The sequence below is a fragment of the Streptomyces sp. NPDC002730 genome (assembly GCF_042888805.1).
Lineage (GTDB): Bacteria > Actinomycetota > Actinomycetes > Streptomycetales > Streptomycetaceae > Streptomyces.
In genome coordinates, this window is sequence record NZ_JBIAQG010000002.1 from 129,736 (window position 1) to 145,138 (window position 15,403).

14 protein-coding genes and 1 other RNA gene are annotated in these 15,403 nt (G+C 70.8%); 9 read left to right on the forward strand and 6 right to left on the reverse strand.

Annotated features, from left to right (window positions below):
- Positions 1–3: 3 nt before the first annotated feature.
- Positions 4–897, forward strand: a complete 894-nt coding sequence (locus ACFYXH_RS05495; RefSeq protein WP_389560853.1) for a PhzF family phenazine biosynthesis protein — start codon at positions 4–6, stop codon at positions 895–897.
- A gap of 102 nt (positions 898–999) precedes the next feature.
- Here the strand turns inward: ACFYXH_RS05495 and ACFYXH_RS05500 are convergent, their stop codons facing one another.
- Positions 1,000–1,323 carry a nuclear transport factor 2 family protein gene (locus ACFYXH_RS05500; RefSeq protein WP_327323243.1) on the reverse strand — a complete coding sequence of 108 codons (324 nt, stop codon included), beginning with the start codon at positions 1,321–1,323 and terminating at the stop codon, positions 1,000–1,002.
- Between the two features lie 162 nt (positions 1,324–1,485).
- Between ACFYXH_RS05500 and ACFYXH_RS05505 the strand changes: the two genes are divergently transcribed.
- The 4 genes from ACFYXH_RS05505 to ACFYXH_RS05520 all read left to right on the forward strand — a co-directional run bounded on the left by ACFYXH_RS05505 (position 1,486) and on the right by ACFYXH_RS05520 (position 7,595).
- Positions 1,486–1,821: a MazG-like family protein gene (locus ACFYXH_RS05505; protein ID WP_389560854.1), complete on the forward strand. Its 336-nt coding sequence runs from the start codon at positions 1,486–1,488 to the stop codon at positions 1,819–1,821.
- Between the two features lie 124 nt (positions 1,822–1,945).
- Positions 1,946–3,895: an ABC transporter ATP-binding protein gene (locus tag ACFYXH_RS05510; RefSeq protein WP_389560855.1), complete on the forward strand. Its 1,950-nt coding sequence runs from the start codon at positions 1,946–1,948 to the stop codon at positions 3,893–3,895.
- 243 nt (positions 3,896–4,138) lie between these two features.
- The gene (locus ACFYXH_RS05515) at positions 4,139–6,214 is read left to right on the forward strand and encodes a SpoIIE family protein phosphatase (protein ID WP_389560856.1); all 2,076 of its coding nucleotides are present in this window, start codon (positions 4,139–4,141) and stop codon (positions 6,212–6,214) included.
- Between the two features lie 562 nt (positions 6,215–6,776).
- Positions 6,777–7,595: a rhomboid family intramembrane serine protease gene (locus ACFYXH_RS05520; protein ID WP_389560857.1), complete on the forward strand. Its 819-nt coding sequence runs from the start codon at positions 6,777–6,779 to the stop codon at positions 7,593–7,595.
- A gap of 105 nt (positions 7,596–7,700) precedes the next feature.
- Here ACFYXH_RS05520 and ACFYXH_RS05525 read toward each other — a convergent pair whose 3' ends face one another.
- Positions 7,701–8,207 carry a hypothetical protein gene (locus ACFYXH_RS05525; protein WP_389560858.1) on the reverse strand — a complete coding sequence of 169 codons (507 nt, stop codon included), beginning with the start codon at positions 8,205–8,207 and terminating at the stop codon, positions 7,701–7,703.
- Positions 8,208–8,405: 198 nt separating this feature from the next.
- Between ACFYXH_RS05525 and ACFYXH_RS05530 the strand changes: the two genes are divergently transcribed.
- Positions 8,406–9,416 carry a permease gene (locus tag ACFYXH_RS05530; RefSeq protein ID WP_389560859.1) on the forward strand — a complete coding sequence of 337 codons (1,011 nt, stop codon included), beginning with the start codon at positions 8,406–8,408 and terminating at the stop codon, positions 9,414–9,416.
- On the forward strand, positions 9,413–10,147 hold the full coding sequence (locus ACFYXH_RS05535; protein WP_389560860.1) for a TIGR03943 family putative permease subunit: 735 nt from the start codon (positions 9,413–9,415) through the stop codon (positions 10,145–10,147). Before ACFYXH_RS05530 ends, ACFYXH_RS05535 begins: the two co-directional genes overlap by 4 nt.
- A gap of 240 nt (positions 10,148–10,387) precedes the next feature.
- Here ACFYXH_RS05535 and rnpB read toward each other — a convergent pair.
- From rnpB to ACFYXH_RS05550, 3 genes are all read right to left on the reverse strand, one after another.
- An RNA gene (gene rnpB / locus ACFYXH_RS05540) (RNase P RNA component class A) lies at positions 10,388–10,792 on the reverse strand.
- A gap of 18 nt (positions 10,793–10,810) precedes the next feature.
- Complete coding sequence (locus tag ACFYXH_RS05545) at positions 10,811–11,338, reverse strand: TetR/AcrR family transcriptional regulator (protein WP_389560861.1); 528 nt, start codon at positions 11,336–11,338, stop codon at positions 10,811–10,813.
- 139 nt (positions 11,339–11,477) lie between these two features.
- A complete protein-coding gene (locus ACFYXH_RS05550) occupies positions 11,478–12,920 on the reverse strand; it encodes an RNB domain-containing ribonuclease (RefSeq protein ID WP_389560862.1) in 1,443 nt (480 codons plus the stop codon).
- 101 nt (positions 12,921–13,021) lie between these two features.
- Between ACFYXH_RS05550 and yaaA the strand changes: the two genes are divergently transcribed.
- Together yaaA and eda are read left to right on the forward strand one after the other, a co-directional pair.
- Positions 13,022–13,822 (forward strand): peroxide stress protein YaaA, encoded by an 801-nt coding sequence (gene yaaA / locus ACFYXH_RS05555; RefSeq protein ID WP_327323257.1) that lies wholly within the window; start codon positions 13,022–13,024, stop codon positions 13,820–13,822.
- A 61-nt stretch (positions 13,823–13,883) separates the two neighbouring features.
- On the forward strand, positions 13,884–14,501 hold the full coding sequence (gene eda / locus ACFYXH_RS05560; protein ID WP_389560863.1) for a bifunctional 4-hydroxy-2-oxoglutarate aldolase/2-dehydro-3-deoxy-phosphogluconate aldolase: 618 nt from the start codon (positions 13,884–13,886) through the stop codon (positions 14,499–14,501).
- A 2-nt stretch (positions 14,502–14,503) separates the two neighbouring features.
- On the opposite strand, the gene ACFYXH_RS05565 is transcribed toward eda, so the two are convergent.
- Positions 14,504–15,400 (reverse strand): GNAT family N-acetyltransferase, encoded by an 897-nt coding sequence (locus tag ACFYXH_RS05565; protein ID WP_389560864.1) that lies wholly within the window; start codon positions 15,398–15,400, stop codon positions 14,504–14,506.
- Positions 15,401–15,403: the final 3 nt, after the last annotated feature.

Consider the following 15,403-nt stretch of genomic DNA (forward strand, 5'->3'; position numbering starts at 1 on the left):
GCCATGATCAAGACTGCCGATGTGCTGCGCTACACCGCCTTCTCGACCGACCCCGAAGGGGGCAACCCCGCGGGGGTCGTCCTGGACGCGTCCGGGCTCGACGACGCGGCGATGCTCGCCGTCGCGGCCGAGGTCGGCTACAGCGAGTCCGCGTTCCTGACGGCACCGCCCGAGGGCTTCGGCGCCTCTGGGCAGGGCCTTGGTGTCTCCGGGCAGGCCTTCACCGTCCGGTACTTCAGCCCGAAGGCCGAGGTCCCGTTCTGTGGTCACGCCACGGTCGCGACGGCCGTCGCGCTGGCGGAGCGCACCGGCCCCGGCGACTTCGTCTTCGTCACCCGCGTCGGCCCCGTGCCGGTGACGGTCGAGTCCGTGGACGGCGTGCTGCGCGCGACGCTCACCAGTGTCGAGCCGCACGTCGAGGAGGCGGCCGCCGATGATGTGCGCGAAGCACTCGCCGCTCTCGACTGGGCCGCCGAGGACCTGGATCCGGCGCTGCCGCCGCGTATCGCCTTCGCGGGCGCGCGCCATCTGGTCCTGGCGGCCGCGACCCGCGCCCGGCTCGCGGATCTTCAGTACGACTTCGCACGCCTCGAAGCGCTGATGCACCGCCTCGACCTGACGACGGTCCAGTTGGCGTGGCGCGAGTCCGCCTCGGTGTTCCATGTCCGGGACCCGTTCCCGGTGGGCGGTGTGGTCGAGGATCCGGCGACGGGCGCGGCGGCGGCGGCGTTCGGTGCGTACGCGCGCGAACTCGGCCTCGTACCGGGCGAGTCGGAACTCACCCTGCACCAGGGCGTGGACATGGGCCGTCCCGGAGTGCTGACGGTGACGCTCAGCGAAGGCGATCCGCGGGTGCGGGTGAGCGGCTCAGGGGCCCGCATTCCTGACGTCGGCTGAGGCCCGCCGCCGAGGTTCGCCACCGAGGCCCGCCGCTGAGATTCGCCACCGAGGTCCGCCACTGAGGTCCCGTCACCGAGGTCCCGTCACCGAGCCGGCCGGTCAGGCCTGCCCGGTCTCGAAGCGGCCGACCTTCCCGCCCTCCACCTTGAACTTCCAGGAGGTCCGCATCTCGCCCCAGGTGTCGTTGCGGTAGCGGGCGACCAGGGACAGCCCGTCGGCGGACTGCGAATCGACCTCCATATGCCCGCGCGAGGAGAAGATCTCACGCTCGGTCCAGTCGTCGAGGTCGCGGTCGCTGCCGTCGTCGGACATGGTCGCGCCCGGCGCGAGGGCGGCCTGGAAGCGTTCGCGGTCACCGGCGTTGAGGGCGCCGACGAAGGCGCGGACGGCGGGTTCGTTGAGCTTGTCCACGGAAATGGTCACGGTGTCTCCTTCGCTACGAGGACTGGGCGGAGCCACCTCCATCCCTACACCTCCGGACCCCGCCTCACCCTTTGGCGTCGGCCACCTGCGCGAGCCGTCCCCCGTCGGCTGCGCCCCGCCGACTGCACCCCGCGAGCACCCCGCACATGGCAGGCTGCGCGCATGAATCACACCCTGGACCCCATCTGGGACACGGTCGGCCGGCTGCACGACTGGCTCGACGCGGAGAGCGATCTGCCGCCCCAACAGGAGACGTTGCTACGGATGTTGAAGCTCTCGGAGGAGGTCGGCGAGGTCGCCCAGGCGATCATCGGCGCGACCGGCCAGAATCCACGCAAGGGGACGACGCACAGCTGGCAGGACGTGGAGTCGGAGCTCTGCGACGTGATCATCACGGCGATGGTGGCGTTGCGTAGGCTCACGCCGGACGCGCCGGAGGTCTTCGGCGCGCATCTTCGCGGTATCGCGGTGCGTTCGCTGGAGCGGTCACCGGACTGATCCGCCCCGTCCGCCGCCCCGTGTCAGCCCGGACACTTTTCGCTGGTTTTCGGCGCTTTCGATATCGCCGTGGACCGGCAGCGGCAAAGGTGGTTCCCGGAGTTCAACCCGTCAGGACAGTGGCGTGGCTGAAGAAGGGACCGAGTTGACCGCCGAGACCCCTGAGACCACCGAAACCACCAAGACCACCGAAGCCGCCGAGAACCCCGGTGAGGAGCTGCGGTACCGCTCCGCCACACTGGCCGCCTTCGAGCAGCAGCCTGTCACCACGAAGGCGATGGCCAAGCGGCTGCCCCAGCTCGTACGCAAAGCACTGGCCCTCGCCTGGCGCGTCGACCGGCGCGCGGTCGTCACCCTCCTGGTCTGCCAGGCCCTTTCAGGCTTCATGGAGGCGTTCGGGCTGCTCGCGACGACGAGCACGATCACGGCTCTGATCGCCGGCGGCAATATGGGCGACAACCTTCTGGACGCCCTCCCTTCGATCGGCGTACTGGCCGGAGCGGCCGGCCTGCGGGCCCTGCTGGGTATCGCCGTCAACAACATCTCCAGCCGCCTGTCCCCCAGGATTTCCCGGGAGGCCGAGCTGCAGATGCTGAGCGCGGCGGTCAACGCGGAGCTGGCGGCGTACGACCATCCCGGCTTCAACGACAAGCGCGAGGCGGCCGACCGCGGCGCCGAGGTCGCCCAGGATCTCCTGACCGAGTCCCAGGACGTCATGGCCTGCGTCGCCTCGCTCGTCGCGGCGGCCGGAGTGGTCACGGTCCTGCATCCGGTCCTGCTGCCGCTGCTGATGCTCGCCGCGGTCCCGCAGGGAATCGCGAGCGTGAAGGGCGCCCGTGTCCACTACGAGACCTCACGCGCCATGGCCGCGGAGCGCCGGACCCTGAACCTGCTGCGCTGGTTCGTGGTCGACAAGGACACCGCCGACCAGCTTCGCTCGTGCACCATGGCGGAGTTCCTCCTGAACCGCTACCGGGCCATCGGCAACCGGGTCGACTCCGCGACCGACAAGGCCGTGCACCAGGGCGCGCGCTACGCGATCGTCGGCGCGACGGCCGGAGGGCTGGCGGCCGGGCTGGTGTGGGTGGCCCTCGCTCTTCTCCTGGCGTCGGGGCGGATGTCGGTCGCCTCGGCGGGCACGGCGGTCTTCGCCCTGCGTACGGTCGGCTCCTCGCTCCACGGCGTCGTCGGCTACGGCACCCGCCTCTTCCGCACCGGGCTCTATCTCGACGACTGGGCCGAGTTCATCGAGGAGGCCGGCGGCCACCGTCTGAATCGTGGCACTCTCACACCGCCGCCCCCACAGACCGTCAAGGCCGAGGCCCTCACCTACCGCTACCCGGGCGCGGACCGCCCCGCGCTGGAGAAGGTCAGTCTCGAGGTCCGCCGGGGCGAAGTCCTGGCTCTGGTAGGCGAGAACGGTTCCGGCAAGACCACTCTCAGCAAGCTCCTGACCGGCCTGTACCTTCCGACCGACGGCACCGTGACCTGGGACGGGAAGGACGTCGCCGACTTCGATCCGCACGCCCTGTGGACGCAGACCGCGATCGTCCCGCAGGACTTCGCGCACTGGCCCATGTCCGCCAGGGACAACATCACGCTGGGCCAGCTCCACGACGGCGACGAGGCGGTTCTCCGCGCCGCCGCACGCTCCGGGGCCGCCGAGGTGGTGGACGGTCTGCGCAGCGGTCTGGACACGCTGCTCGCGCGGGAGTGGTTCGGCGGGGTGGAGCTGTCCGGCGGCCAGTGGCAGCGCATCGCCATCGCGCGCGCCTTCCACCGCCCGGCCGGGCTGCTCGTCATGGACGAACCCACCAGCGCACTCGACGCCCGCGCCGAGCACCGCATCTTCACCGGCCTCCGGGACATCGCCCGGGACCGAGCCGTCGTGCTCGTCACCCACCGCCTCGCCAATGTCGCCGTCGCGGACCAGATCGTCGTACTCGACCACGGCCGCGTCATCCAGCAGGGCACCTTCGGGGAACTGGTCGGGTCCCCCGGGCTCTTCCAGGAACTGTGGGTCCTTCAGAACGACCGGGGCGTACCCGCACCACGCCGCGCGGAGCAACCGTGAGCACCGTCGCCGGATGCCTGGCCGCCTCGTGGCAGTCGCCGTCGGTGGAGGCCACAGCGATCCATGCATCACTCGGAGTGACGGTTCCAGCACGGTTGGCAACCGGATCGAGCCGAAGAGCCTCTGACCGTACAGAGTCACTCAGATATCTGCACAATGGATGACAAAGACGCCTGAGCCTCTTTCGGCGCCCGGTGGGCGGGGCAAGGCGATGCGTTGTGCCGCGGGTGGAAGGCGACAGTCGTGCCGTCAGATCGGTCGGGGGACGAGAAGGCTCCCGGTCCGCTCTGGTCCGAGCCCGGGACACTACTGCAACACGTGGCCGTTGCCGTCTTCGGCATCGATGATGACGACCGGATCTGCTACTGGGGACCTGGCGCGCGGGACCTCTTCGGGCACAACCCCGCTGCGGTGCTGCGCAAACCCGCCGGTGTGCTCTTCCCGGATCCGCCCCGAGGCGCCCCTGACCCTTCGATCCGGCTGGCGGAGCGAGGCCGCACCCTGGGGTACTGGCGCGGCCGGCTGCCGGCACGGCACCTGGACGGCGCGGTCTTCGACTGCGGTTTCCGGGTCTTCCCCGTCACCGGCGCAGGGGGCCGTTCGGTGGTCATGGCCCTGGCGAGCCGCAGTGACGAACTCGATCGGGTGAAGACCAACCTGGCCTTCCTTGACGCCCTCTTCGAGACGTGTCCCATCGGCTTGGTGATGCTCGACGAGGAGTTGCGGTACGTCCACGTCAACCAGGCGCTCGCCGACATGGACGGGCTTCCCATCGAGGAGCACCTCGGACGGCGGATGGAAGAGATCATGATCACCTCCGACGGGGGTGAGTACCAGCGGATACTGCGCGCGGTCGCCGCGGAGGGACAGACCGTTGTGGGCGCGCTGGTGGGTGTACGCACGCCAGGTCACCCGGATCGTGATCAAGTGCGGTCGGTGAGTTTCTTCCCCCTCAGCGGCGCGGTCGGAAGCCACTCCGGAGTGGGCGGCCTGCTGGTGGACGTGACCGACCGGGAGCAGGCCATCATGGAGGCAACCGCCGGTCGTCAGCGGCTGGCTCTGCTGGACCGGGCCGCGGCCCGGATCGGCACCACCCTGGACGTGAACGTCACCGCTCGGGAGCTGGTCGACGCCGCGGTTCCCGACTTCTCGGACGCCTCCGTCGTGGAAGTCGTGGAGTGGATGGACGAGCCCGAGGTGTTCGACCCGGAACTTCCGCTGGTCACGCGCCGGATCGCCTCCGGCACCAGCCTGCCCCCACCCGCCACCGAACTCGTGAGCGGGCTGGAGAGCGTGACATACCCACCGGGTTCCGCCATCCACCGGATGCTGCGCACGGGCCGCCCCGTCTCCGTCCAGGTGAACGACGAGTTCATGACCCGGACCGTCATCCACCAGGCCCGCGCCCAGCTCCTGAGGGACAGCGGCCTGGCCTGCATCCTCATCGCCCCGCTCATCGCCCGGGGCACGGTCCAGGGCCTCACCATGTTCGGACGCTCCGCGGCCAGGCCGGCCTTCACCGAGGAGGACCTCAGCCTGGCCGGCGAGCTCGCCTCCCGCGCCGCGCTCTGCCTGGACAACGCGCGGCTCTACAGCCGAGTGCATGACATCGCGGTCACCCTCCAGCGCGCGCTGCTCCCCAGCGCCCTGGCGACAAGCCCTTACGTGCAGGTCGCCCACCGCTACCTGCCCGGCAGCCACATCACCGAGGTCGGCGGCGACTGGTACGACGTGATCAACCTGCCCGGCGACCGGGTCGCCCTGGTCGTCGGTGACGTGATGGGCCACGGGGTGCCGGCCGCCGCGGCCATGGGGAGGCTGCGCATCACGGCCAAGGCACTCGCCAGGCACACCCAGGAACCGCACGAACTGCTCGCCGAGCTCGACGCCTGTGCCCAGGAGGCGGGAATCGAGCTGGCGACCTGCCTCTACATCCTGTACGACCCCACGACCGGGCGCGCCCGCATGGCCAGCGCCGGCCACCCCCCGCCCCTCGTACGCCACCCTGACGGCACGGTCGAGACCATCAGCAATGTCCTGGGAGTTCCCCTCGGGGTGGGCGGTCACCCCTTCTCAACAATCGAGATCACCCTGCCGGAGGACGCCATTCTCGCCCTGTACACCGACGGCCTCATCGAAGCACGTGGCCAGGACATCGAAGAGGGCCTGGCCGCGGTACGTGCCGAACTACGCAGGGCGTCGGGCCAGTTGGAGGAAACAGCGGACCGCATGCTCTCGAGCCTGCTGCCCGACCCGCCGGACGACGACACGGTGCTCGTCCTCGCCCGCGTCCGCCGCAGTCCTCCGCATAGCCCGTAGTTCGCAGCAGAAGGACTCACCGCGCGCTACGGGCAGCGGTCAACGTCCGCGGGTTGCTCCGCGCCGCCGGTGCGCGGGAAGGGGTGAAACTGCGTAGGAGGCGTCTTCCTCCTCCTCCAGTGGCGGCAGCTCGACGGTGTACTGCGGCTGAAGAAACAGATCGTGGTGCTGCGGCGCAGCTGGCGAGCCTGCCGTGTTCTGTCCGGGCCGGGCAGGATCGAGGTGGGGAGAGGCAGCAGTCATGCACAACCATCCAGAGTTTGAGAGCCGCGCGGATCCAAGGCGGAACTGTCGACCGGTGATGATCGGTATGTCTCTGCTCCGCGTGCGCCACTCCATTAGATCCTATTGGCGGCGGCAGGACGTCAGCACGCGAGTGAGCTGGTCATCCGGCACGAAGGCGAAGGGCCTTCGACCGGCTTCAGCGACGACTGAACCCCACCGCTGCAGCCGCGCTTGACATCAGCTCGGCAGCGCGAGGAGCCGCCGCCGATACGGCCGGGCGGCTGACATGGCAGGGGCCGGGCCGGACTCTCCGTGCCGATCGGGGCAGGTTCCTTATGTGGTCATTCCCGTTCATGACTCGAATCCGGTGCGGCGCACCCCCTGGGTCACCTACGCGCTGATCGTGGCCAACGTGGTCGTGTTCCTGCGCATGCCCGTGGCCGTGTCCTCGATCGCGGGCGACAGCGGCCTCACGCACCTGTGCCATCTGCAGGCTTTCCTCGAGCAGTGGGGCGCCGTCCCGCGGGAGCTGATCCACAACCGGGTGCCGGACCTGGTCCCGACCGGGAACCCCGCCGTGGGCCCCCAGGGGCCGGGTTGCCTGCTCGGACCGCCCCGTTACGACAAGGTGCCTCCGCTGTCCGTGCTGACCTCGATGTTCCTGCACGGCAGCTGGCTGCACCTGCTGGGCAACATGCTCTTCTTGTGGATCTTCGGTGACAACATCGAGGACCGGTTGGGGCGGCTGCGGTACCTGCTGTTCTACCTGTTCTGCGGGTACGTGGCCGGGTACGGCTTCGCGCTGGCCAACCCCGATTCCGCCGAACCGCTGATCGGGGCGTCCGGGGCTATCGCCGGCGTGCTGGGCGCCTACCTGGTGCTCTACCCGCGGGTCCGGGTGTGGGGCCTGGTGCCCTTCCTGTTCTTCTTCCCTCTGCGGCTCCCCGCCTGGGCGGTGCTGGGACTGTGGTTCGTCCTGCAGGCGTTCTACTCGGCCGGCTACGGCGTCGCGGGGGTCGGCACCGTTGCTTATCTCGCCCATGTGGTCGGTTTCGTGGCCGGGGCGTTGCTTGCGCTTCCGCTGCGGGCCAATACGCCACCCCCGCCCGAACCGCAGCGGCTGCACAAAAGGCCGCAGGTACCACCGCGTTGGTGAGTTCCGTCGCGTTCGGTCGAGTTCGTCGGCCAGTCGGCGCGGGCCGCCCTGACGGGCCAGGGTTTTGCCGTCCGGCAGGGCGCAGAGTGCCGAACGCAATCCGGTTCACAGCTGATTGATCCATCCCACGAACAGCACCGCTCCCGCTGCGGCCAACAGGAGGGCGAGCGGCCTGCTCCACCAGTGGGACCTCGATCCGGTGGACGGTTCCTGATCGTCGGAACCGAGTACGACCAGGCCACGCAGTAGCCATATGGCAGCGACGAGAATCGGCACGGCCAGCCCCGCGTGTGCCGCCCAGGCACCCGCGAGGGTGGGGCCGCCCCAGGAGTTCTGGTAGTCGTGCGCATCCAACAGCGGGTAGAGAGCGCCATTTACGGCCGCCTGTGTGCTGATCAGGATGATGAACCAGGCGACGAGCCCCAGCCCCATCCCGAGGAGCGCCGTCGGCGCGTCGGCGAGGCGCCCCCTCGATACTGCGCGCATGAACCGGGTGGCCGACACCGGCAGCAAGGTGATCCCCCGCCAGGCCCACGACCGGCCGGGCCTGCCCAGGGTCTTCGCAACGAACGAACCGGCGGAACGGCGAAGTGACTGCTGCGTGATCTCCATGCTTCCACGATCACAGTCGTTGCCGGCCGGATCGATCCTGCCTGTACGAACGTCGTGGTGGGGTTTTCCCCCGCACACCAAAGCAAGCCTCGATCAACTCGCGTTGATTCAGGAATGAGAAGCTGTGCCCGAACCGGCGTACTGAAGGTGGAGGGGAACCAACCCGCGAAGCCTTTCCATACCGGAGGTACCTCACCCGTGACCGCCACCAGAACAGCCCCGCCCCGGGCTGACCATCGCGACGCGGACGATCCGCAGGGTTGGCAGTTCAACTCACCCCTCGTCCTGACGATGTTGCTGCTCCTGGTGGTTGTGCTGCAGGGGCCGATCCGCCGGGCGTTGTCCGCGCCGGTGATGCAGAGCTGGATGACCGTGTTCGTCGCGGTGGTTGTACAGGCCCTGCCCTTCCTCGTACTCGGCGTGCTGCTGTCGGCGATCATCGCGGTGTTCGTCCCACCGTCGTTCTTTGCCCGCGCGCTGCCGAAACAGCCCGCCCTCGCGGTGCCGGTCGCCGGGATGGCCGGGGCGGTCCTCCCCGGCTGCGAGTGCGCCTCCGTGCCGGTGGCCGGGGCGCTGGTGCGCCGCGGCGTCACCCCCGCGGCGGCGTTGGCGTTCCTGCTGTCCGCCCCGGCGATCAACCCGATCGTGCTGACCGCCACCGCCGTCGCGTTTCCCCGCGACCCGCAGATGGTCCTCGCCCGGTTCGTGGCGAGTCTGCTCGTGGCGTGCGCGATGGGCTGGTTGTGGCAGCGGCTGGGCCGCAGCGACTGGCTGCGCCCACCGGCCCACCCGTCGTTCGACGGCCTCGGCAAGGGGGCGGCGTTCTGGGGATCCGTACGGCACGACGTGATGCACGCCGGCGGCTTCCTCGTCGTCGGCGCGATGGCCGCGGCCACCCTCAAAGCCGTCGTACCGGCAGGCTGGCTGCACACCGCGGCCAACAACCCTGTGGTGTCGATCCTCACCCTGGCGATCCTCGCGGTGGTGTTGTCGATCTGCTCCGAGGCCGACGCGTTCGTGGCCACGTCCCTGTCCCAGTTCTCGCTCACCGCCCGGCTGGCATTCCTCGTCGTCGGACCGATGATCGACCTGAAACTGTTCGCCATGCAGGCCGCCACGTTCGGCCGCGGGTTCGCGCTGCGGTTCGCCCCCGCCACCTTCACCCTGGCCGTCCTTATGTCGGTCCTGGTCGGGGCGGTCCTGCTGTGAACCGGCAGGCGCAAGCAGCCGTACTGTTCCTCGTCGGCGCGGCGGTGCTGCACGCCGGCTTCACGGACCTCTACCTGCGCTACGTCAAGGCCGGGTTGCGCCCGTTGCTGCTCGTGGCCGGCATCGTCCTGATCGTCGCCGCCGTCGCCACCGTCTGGTACGAACTGCGACGGCCGCGCGCGACCGAGGAGAACCGGCCCGGGCGTGAGCACCACGACCGGCGCGGCCACACCCACCGCGAACCACGAATTTCCTGGCTCCTCGTCCTGCCCGTGCTCGCTCTCATCCTGGTCGCCCCACCCGCCCTGGGCTCCTACAGCGCCCTGCGCGCCGGCACGGCCCTGCAACAACCCTGGGGCTTCCCCACCCTCCCCGCCGGCGACCCTCTCCAGCTCAGCGTCGTCGATTACGCCGGCCGCGCGGTCTACGACCACGGACACTCACTCGGCGACCGGCGGATCAAAATCACCGGCTTCATCACCCTCGACGGCAGCGGCGCACCCTACCTCGTCCGCATGGGCCTCAACTGCTGTGCTGCCGACGCCCAACCCGTCAAGATCGGCCTGTCCGGACGGATTCCTCCCGCCCTGCAACCCGACACCTGGCTCGAAGTCATCGGCACCTACACCAGCAAACAGACCAGGGACCCCGTCAACGACGGCATCATCCCGTTCATCGACGTCAGCCGGGCCAGACCGGTCCCGGCCCCACCCAACCAGTACGAAAACTGAAGTGGTTGAGCCCGTCATCGGCACACGCCGAAGGTCACCTGGAGACCGAGGTAAGCGCCCATCAGCAGCTGCCCGTAACCCCACAGGCGGCCGCTGGATGCACCTGCGCTGCCACTTCGGCAGCCGGCCCGTCCGGATCGCACCACGGCTTGGCCTTGGCCCTGCGTCAGGGTTGGAGCATCGGCAGGAGTCCGGCGGCGAACTGGGCCGCGCCCTCGGACCTGGGGAAATGCAAGGCGGCAGACGAGTCGGGCTGTACGCCGGGTTCTGTCGCCCGGTCGCCTCGCGGCGGCCGGGGAGACGGCCATCCATCTAGGACCGGCGTTGCCGCCGGTCTCGTGCGGTCTACCCGCGGACTCGGGCGGGCAGCCCTCGAACGTCCGCGCAGGGCCGCTTTTTACGGCGGCCCCTCTTGACCTTGCTCCAAGTGGGGTTTACCTAGCCGCCTGAGTCACCTCAGGCGCTGGTGGTCTCTTACACCACCGTTTCACCCTTACCGAGGACCGAGGTCCTCGGCGGTCTGTTTTCTGTGGCACTGTCCCGCGGGTCACCCCGGGTGGGCGTTACCCACCACCTTGCCCTGTGGAGCCCGGACGTTCCTCGGGAAGATCCAGAAGATCTTCACGCGGCCGTCCGCCCGGCTCGTCTGCCGTGTCGGCCATGTTACCTGGCGTGTGCGGGGACGAAGCCCGCGGAGCCGGTGGCCCAGGCCGCCGCGAGGTCGGCGCCCGGCGGGAAGCGGCCGTTCAGTTCGAGGATGGTCATGCCGTGGGCGAAGGCCCAGGCCGCGCGGGCGGTGTCCGCGTCGCCGCCGACCGCGCGGATGAGGGGGGCCGCGGCACGGTCCTCCACGCCCGCGGGCAGGGCCTCGCGGGCGAGCGGGCGGTCGGTGGCGAGGCGGTAGAGGTGCGGGTGGGCCAGGGCGTAGGCGCGGTAGGCGGTGGCCAGGGCCTGGAAGGAGCCGGGGGTCGCGGCCTCCGCCGCCTCGAGGACCTCGGCGCTCTCGCGAAGGGCTTCGGCGATCAGGGCAGTCTCGACCGAGGACTTGTCCGGGAAGTGCTTGTAGAGGGACGGGGCCTTGATGCCGACCCGCTCGGCGAGTCGGCGCATGGTGAGGGCTTCCGGGCCTTCCTGCTCGAGCAGTTCGCGGGCCGCGGCGATGATCTGCTGCGCACGGGTGGAGTCAGGCACGCTGAAAGCCTTCCTTGGTTCGGAGTCCGTAGCCGAAGGCGCGATCGTACGAGATGTGGACGAGCCGGCCGCACAGGCCCGCGAGGACCGGCGCCCGGACGATCGGCAGCCGATGACCCGAAAGCGCTCGTCGCCGCGCTCACGCGAGCGCGAACAGCACCTTCGCCGTCCCCGGGTCGGCCTGCGTGAGCCGGGCCCGTACACGCTCCCCCAGGGGAAGCTTCTCGCCGCCGCCGTCGATCCTGGCCACCACCGCCGGGTCCGCCAGATGGATCGTCCCGACGGCCGGCTCGCGCTCCTTCACATCCACGACGAAGGCGTCGAAGATCTCGCCGACCCGCTCCTTCAGCAGCGCCGCCTCGACGAGGTCGACGCACTCCCGCTCCACCGTGTTGGCGCGTCGGGAGCCCTCCGCCATCTCCTGCGGCAGCTTGTCCAGCGCCGCCGTCACCCACTCCGGGGGCGCCTGCCCGGCCACCGCCGCCACGCACAGCTCGCCCGCGTACCGGTCGACGAGCCGCCGCAGCGGCGCGGTGCAGTGCGTGTACTCGTCGGCCACGGCGGCGTGGACCGCGGGCGAGGGCAGCTCGCCGCCCGAGAAGGCGGCGTAGCCCGCGCCGCGCAGGAGCGTCGTGCACTCCTGGAGGAAGGCGGCATGGCGGGCGTTGTGCGGGTCGAGGGAGCGGACCACTTCGGCGTACGAGACATGGTGCGGCCAGTCGATGCCCAGGGCCGTCGCGCAGCGGCGCAGCCTCGCCACCGCGCCGACCGGGGCGGTGGGCAGGGTGCGCAGGATGCCGGTGCCCGACGCCGTCATGAGGTCGGCCGCGGCCATCCCGGTGAGCAGGGAGATCTGGGCGTTCCAGGCGTCGGCCGGGAGCGGGGCGCGGTATTCGAGGAAGTACGCGCCGTCCCGCTCGACGACCTCCTGCTCCGGGACGTTCAGCGAGATGCCGCCGCGCTCGCGCTCCAGCGCCTCGCGCAGCAGCCCGATGTCCTTGAGCAGCGCCAGCGGCTCCTCGGCGGTGCCCGCGTCGATCTGCCGCTGCACATCCTCGTAGTCGAGCCTGGCGCGGCTGCGTACGAGCGCGCGGCGCACCTCGGTCGTGACGGTACGGCCCTCGGCGTCGAGGTCGATCCGCCAGAGCAGCGCCGGCGCGGCCCGGTCGGGCAGCAGACTGGCCGCGCCCTCGGAGAGCACGGCCGGGTGCAGGGGGACCTTCTCGTCCGGGAAGTAGAGGGTCTGCACCCGGCGGTGGGCCTCGGCGTCGATCGCGCCGCCGGGGGTGACGAAGGCGGCGACGTCGGCGATCGCGTAGTGGACGCGGAAGCCGCCGTCGCGACGGGAGGCGAGGTGCATCGCCTGGTCGAGGTCGACGGAGCCCGGTGGGTCGATGGTGAAGAACGGGATGTCGGTGGCGTCGTGGTCCGGCAGGCGCGGCGCTTTGGCTGCGGACTCCGCCTCGGCAAGGACCTCGGCCGGGAAGCCCTCGGGCACGTCGAGCGTGGTACGCAGCTCACGCAGTGCGGCCCGGAGCGGAGCTTCGGCTGCGCCGGTCATGTGCATATGGCGGCGGGGCATGGACCGAGCGTATGGCGGGCCGGGACGGACGGCACCCGGATGACCGTAGGCTGGCGCGGGGGCCGCACCCCCCGCCCCCGTACGTACGAAGGAGACCTGCCGTGCTCGTGCTGTTGCCGCCGTCGGAGGGTAAGGCCGCTTCGGGGCGCGGGGCTCCGCTGAAGCCGGAGTCACTGTCGCTGCCGGGTCTTGCCGGGGCGCGCGCCGCGGTGCTGGACGAACTGGTCGAACTGTGCGCCGCCGACGAGGAGAAGGCGCGAGAGGTACTGGGGCTGAGCGAGGGCCTGCGCGGCGAGATCGCGAAGAACGTGGAGCTGCGGACCGCGGGGACCCGGCCGGCCGGGGAGATCTACACGGGCGTGCTGTACGACGCGCTCGGTCTGGCGACGCTGGAGCCGGACGCGCGGCGGCGGGCCCGGCAGTCGCTGCTGGTGTTCTCGGGGCTGTGGGGCGCGGTGCGGGTCGGCGACCGGATTCCGTCGTACCGCTGCTCGATGGGCGTGAAGCTGCCGGGGCTCGGCGCGCTGGGGGCGTACTGGCGCGGGCAGATGGCCTCCGTGCTGCCGGAGGCGGCGGGCAACGGGCTGGTGCTGGATCTGCGGTCCTCGGCGTACACGGCGGCATGGAAGCCGCAGGGCGAGGTGGCGGGGCGTACGGCAACGGTGCGGGTGCTGCACTCGCAGCTGGTCGACGGGGTCGAGAAGCGCTCGGTGGTCAGCCACTTCAACAAGGCGACGAAGGGCCGGCTGGTACGGGACCTCCTGATGACGGGCGCGAAGCCGGCGGGGCCCGGCGAGCTGGTGGAGACACTGCGGGATCTCGGGTACGTGGTGGAGGCGCAGGCGCCGGCCAGGGCGGGGCGGGCGTGGGCGCTGGACGTGGTGGTCACCCAGATCCACTGACACGTTGCACCGTATGCAACGATCGTTGCGTGGTGCGCAGTGGGACCGGCAGGATGGGGCCATGACCTCCGTGCTGGACCTCGCGCCTGTCGTACCCGTCGTCGTCATCGACGACGTCGCCGATGCCGTACCGCTCGCGCGGGCCCTGGTCGCCGGGGGTCTGCCGGCGATCGAGGTGACGCTGCGGACGCCGGCCGCGCTCGACGCGATCCGCGCGATCGCGGACGGGGTGCCGGACGCGGTGGTCGGCGCGGGCACGGTGATCTCGTCGGACGGTGTGGACGCGGCGGTGGCGGCCGGAGCGCGGTTCCTGGTCAGCCCCGGCTGGACGGAACGGCTGCTGGACGCGATGAAGGCATCGGGCGTGCCGTTCCTGCCCGGCGTCTCGACGACCTCGGAGGTCGTGGCGCTGCTGGAGCGCTCAGTGAGCGAGATGAAGTTCTTCCCGGCGGAGGCGGCCGGCGGCACGCCGTATCTCAAGTCCCTCGCCGGGCCGCTTCCGCAGGCCCGCTTCTGCCCGACGGGCGGGATCTCGTCCGCTTCGGCACCGTCGTATCTGGCGCTGCGGAACGTGGGGTGTGTGGGCGGTACCTGGATGCTGCCCGCCGACGCGATCGCTGCCAAGGACTGGGCACGGGTCGAGACCCTGGCGGCCGGAGCGGCCGCGCTGCGCGGCTGAGTTCAGCCGAGGTCCACGTCGACGAGGTCCACGTCCACGAAGTCCACGTCTACGAAGTCCACGTCCACGAAGTCGGCCAGCGGTCGGTAACCGAGGCGCTGGTAGAGGGCGTTGCTGGTGGGGTTGGCCTGGTCCGCGAAGAGCAGGACCTGTTCCGCGCCCGCCTCGAGCGCGGCGCGGCTGACGGCGGCGGTGACCGCGCCGGCGTATCCGCGTCCGCGGAGCCCGGCCGGGGTGTAGACGGGCGAGACCCGGGACTGTCCCGCGACGATCGGCGAGCGGGCCGCCATGGAGACCGGCTGTCCGTCGTCGGTCTCCCAGAAGTACAGGCATCCGTCGGCGACGCGGCGCGAGATGTTCTGCGTGTAGTCCGCGTCGGACGTCTCACCTATGTCGGCGGCGAACCTCTTCATCCAGGCGGCGGCAGCCGGCATGTCGTCGGCGGTGGCCTGCCGGGTGCGGCCGGGCGGCGGGGGCTGCTGCGGCGTCAGCTCACCGAGCCGGAAGAGCCGCAGCCGCGTGGCGGCGGTCCAGCCGCCTCCGCCCGTCCACTCGTCGGCGAAGGCCTGTGTGCTGCCGTCCCCGCCCTTCACGCCACTGAGCGGTACCCCTGCCGCGCGCAACTTCCGCGCCAGCGCACGGGCGAGGGGTTCCCGCATCGGGCCGAGCAGCGGCGGCCGCGGCGGCGTCTGCAGGAACGCGGCGTCCACGGGTGCGTCGTCGCTCTCCCGCCACCACCCGAACCGAGCGGGTTCCGCGTCCTCGTACGCGTGCGGTCCGTGCCGCCGCACCATCTCGCTCACGGTGAGCAGCGCGGTGCAGAGGACGGAGTCCCGCGCCAGGCAGTCGCCGGCGGCGCGGCGGAACTCCTCGACGTCCTCGGTCAGATACCAGGTCATCGC

Excerpts from the sequence above, each read along its gene's own strand:
- ACFYXH_RS05495 (WP_389560853.1), top strand. The coding sequence starts at position 4 with ATGATCAAGACTGCCGATGTGCTGCGCTACACCGCCTTCTCGACCGAC.
- ACFYXH_RS05505 (WP_389560854.1), top strand. The coding sequence starts at position 1,486 with ATGAATCACACCCTGGACCCCATCTGGGACACGGTCGGCCGGCTGCAC.
- ACFYXH_RS05525 (WP_389560858.1), bottom strand. The coding sequence starts at position 8,207 with ATGGAGATCACGCAGCAGTCACTTCGCCGTTCCGCCGGTTCGTTCGTT.
- ACFYXH_RS05550 (WP_389560862.1), bottom strand. The coding sequence starts at position 12,920 with ATGCCCCGCCGCCATATGCACATGACCGGCGCAGCCGAAGCTCCGCTC.
- eda (WP_389560863.1), top strand. The coding sequence starts at position 13,884 with ATGACCTCCGTGCTGGACCTCGCGCCTGTCGTACCCGTCGTCGTCATC.
- ACFYXH_RS05565 (WP_389560864.1), bottom strand. The coding sequence starts at position 15,400 with ATGACCTGGTATCTGACCGAGGACGTCGAGGAGTTCCGCCGCGCCGCC.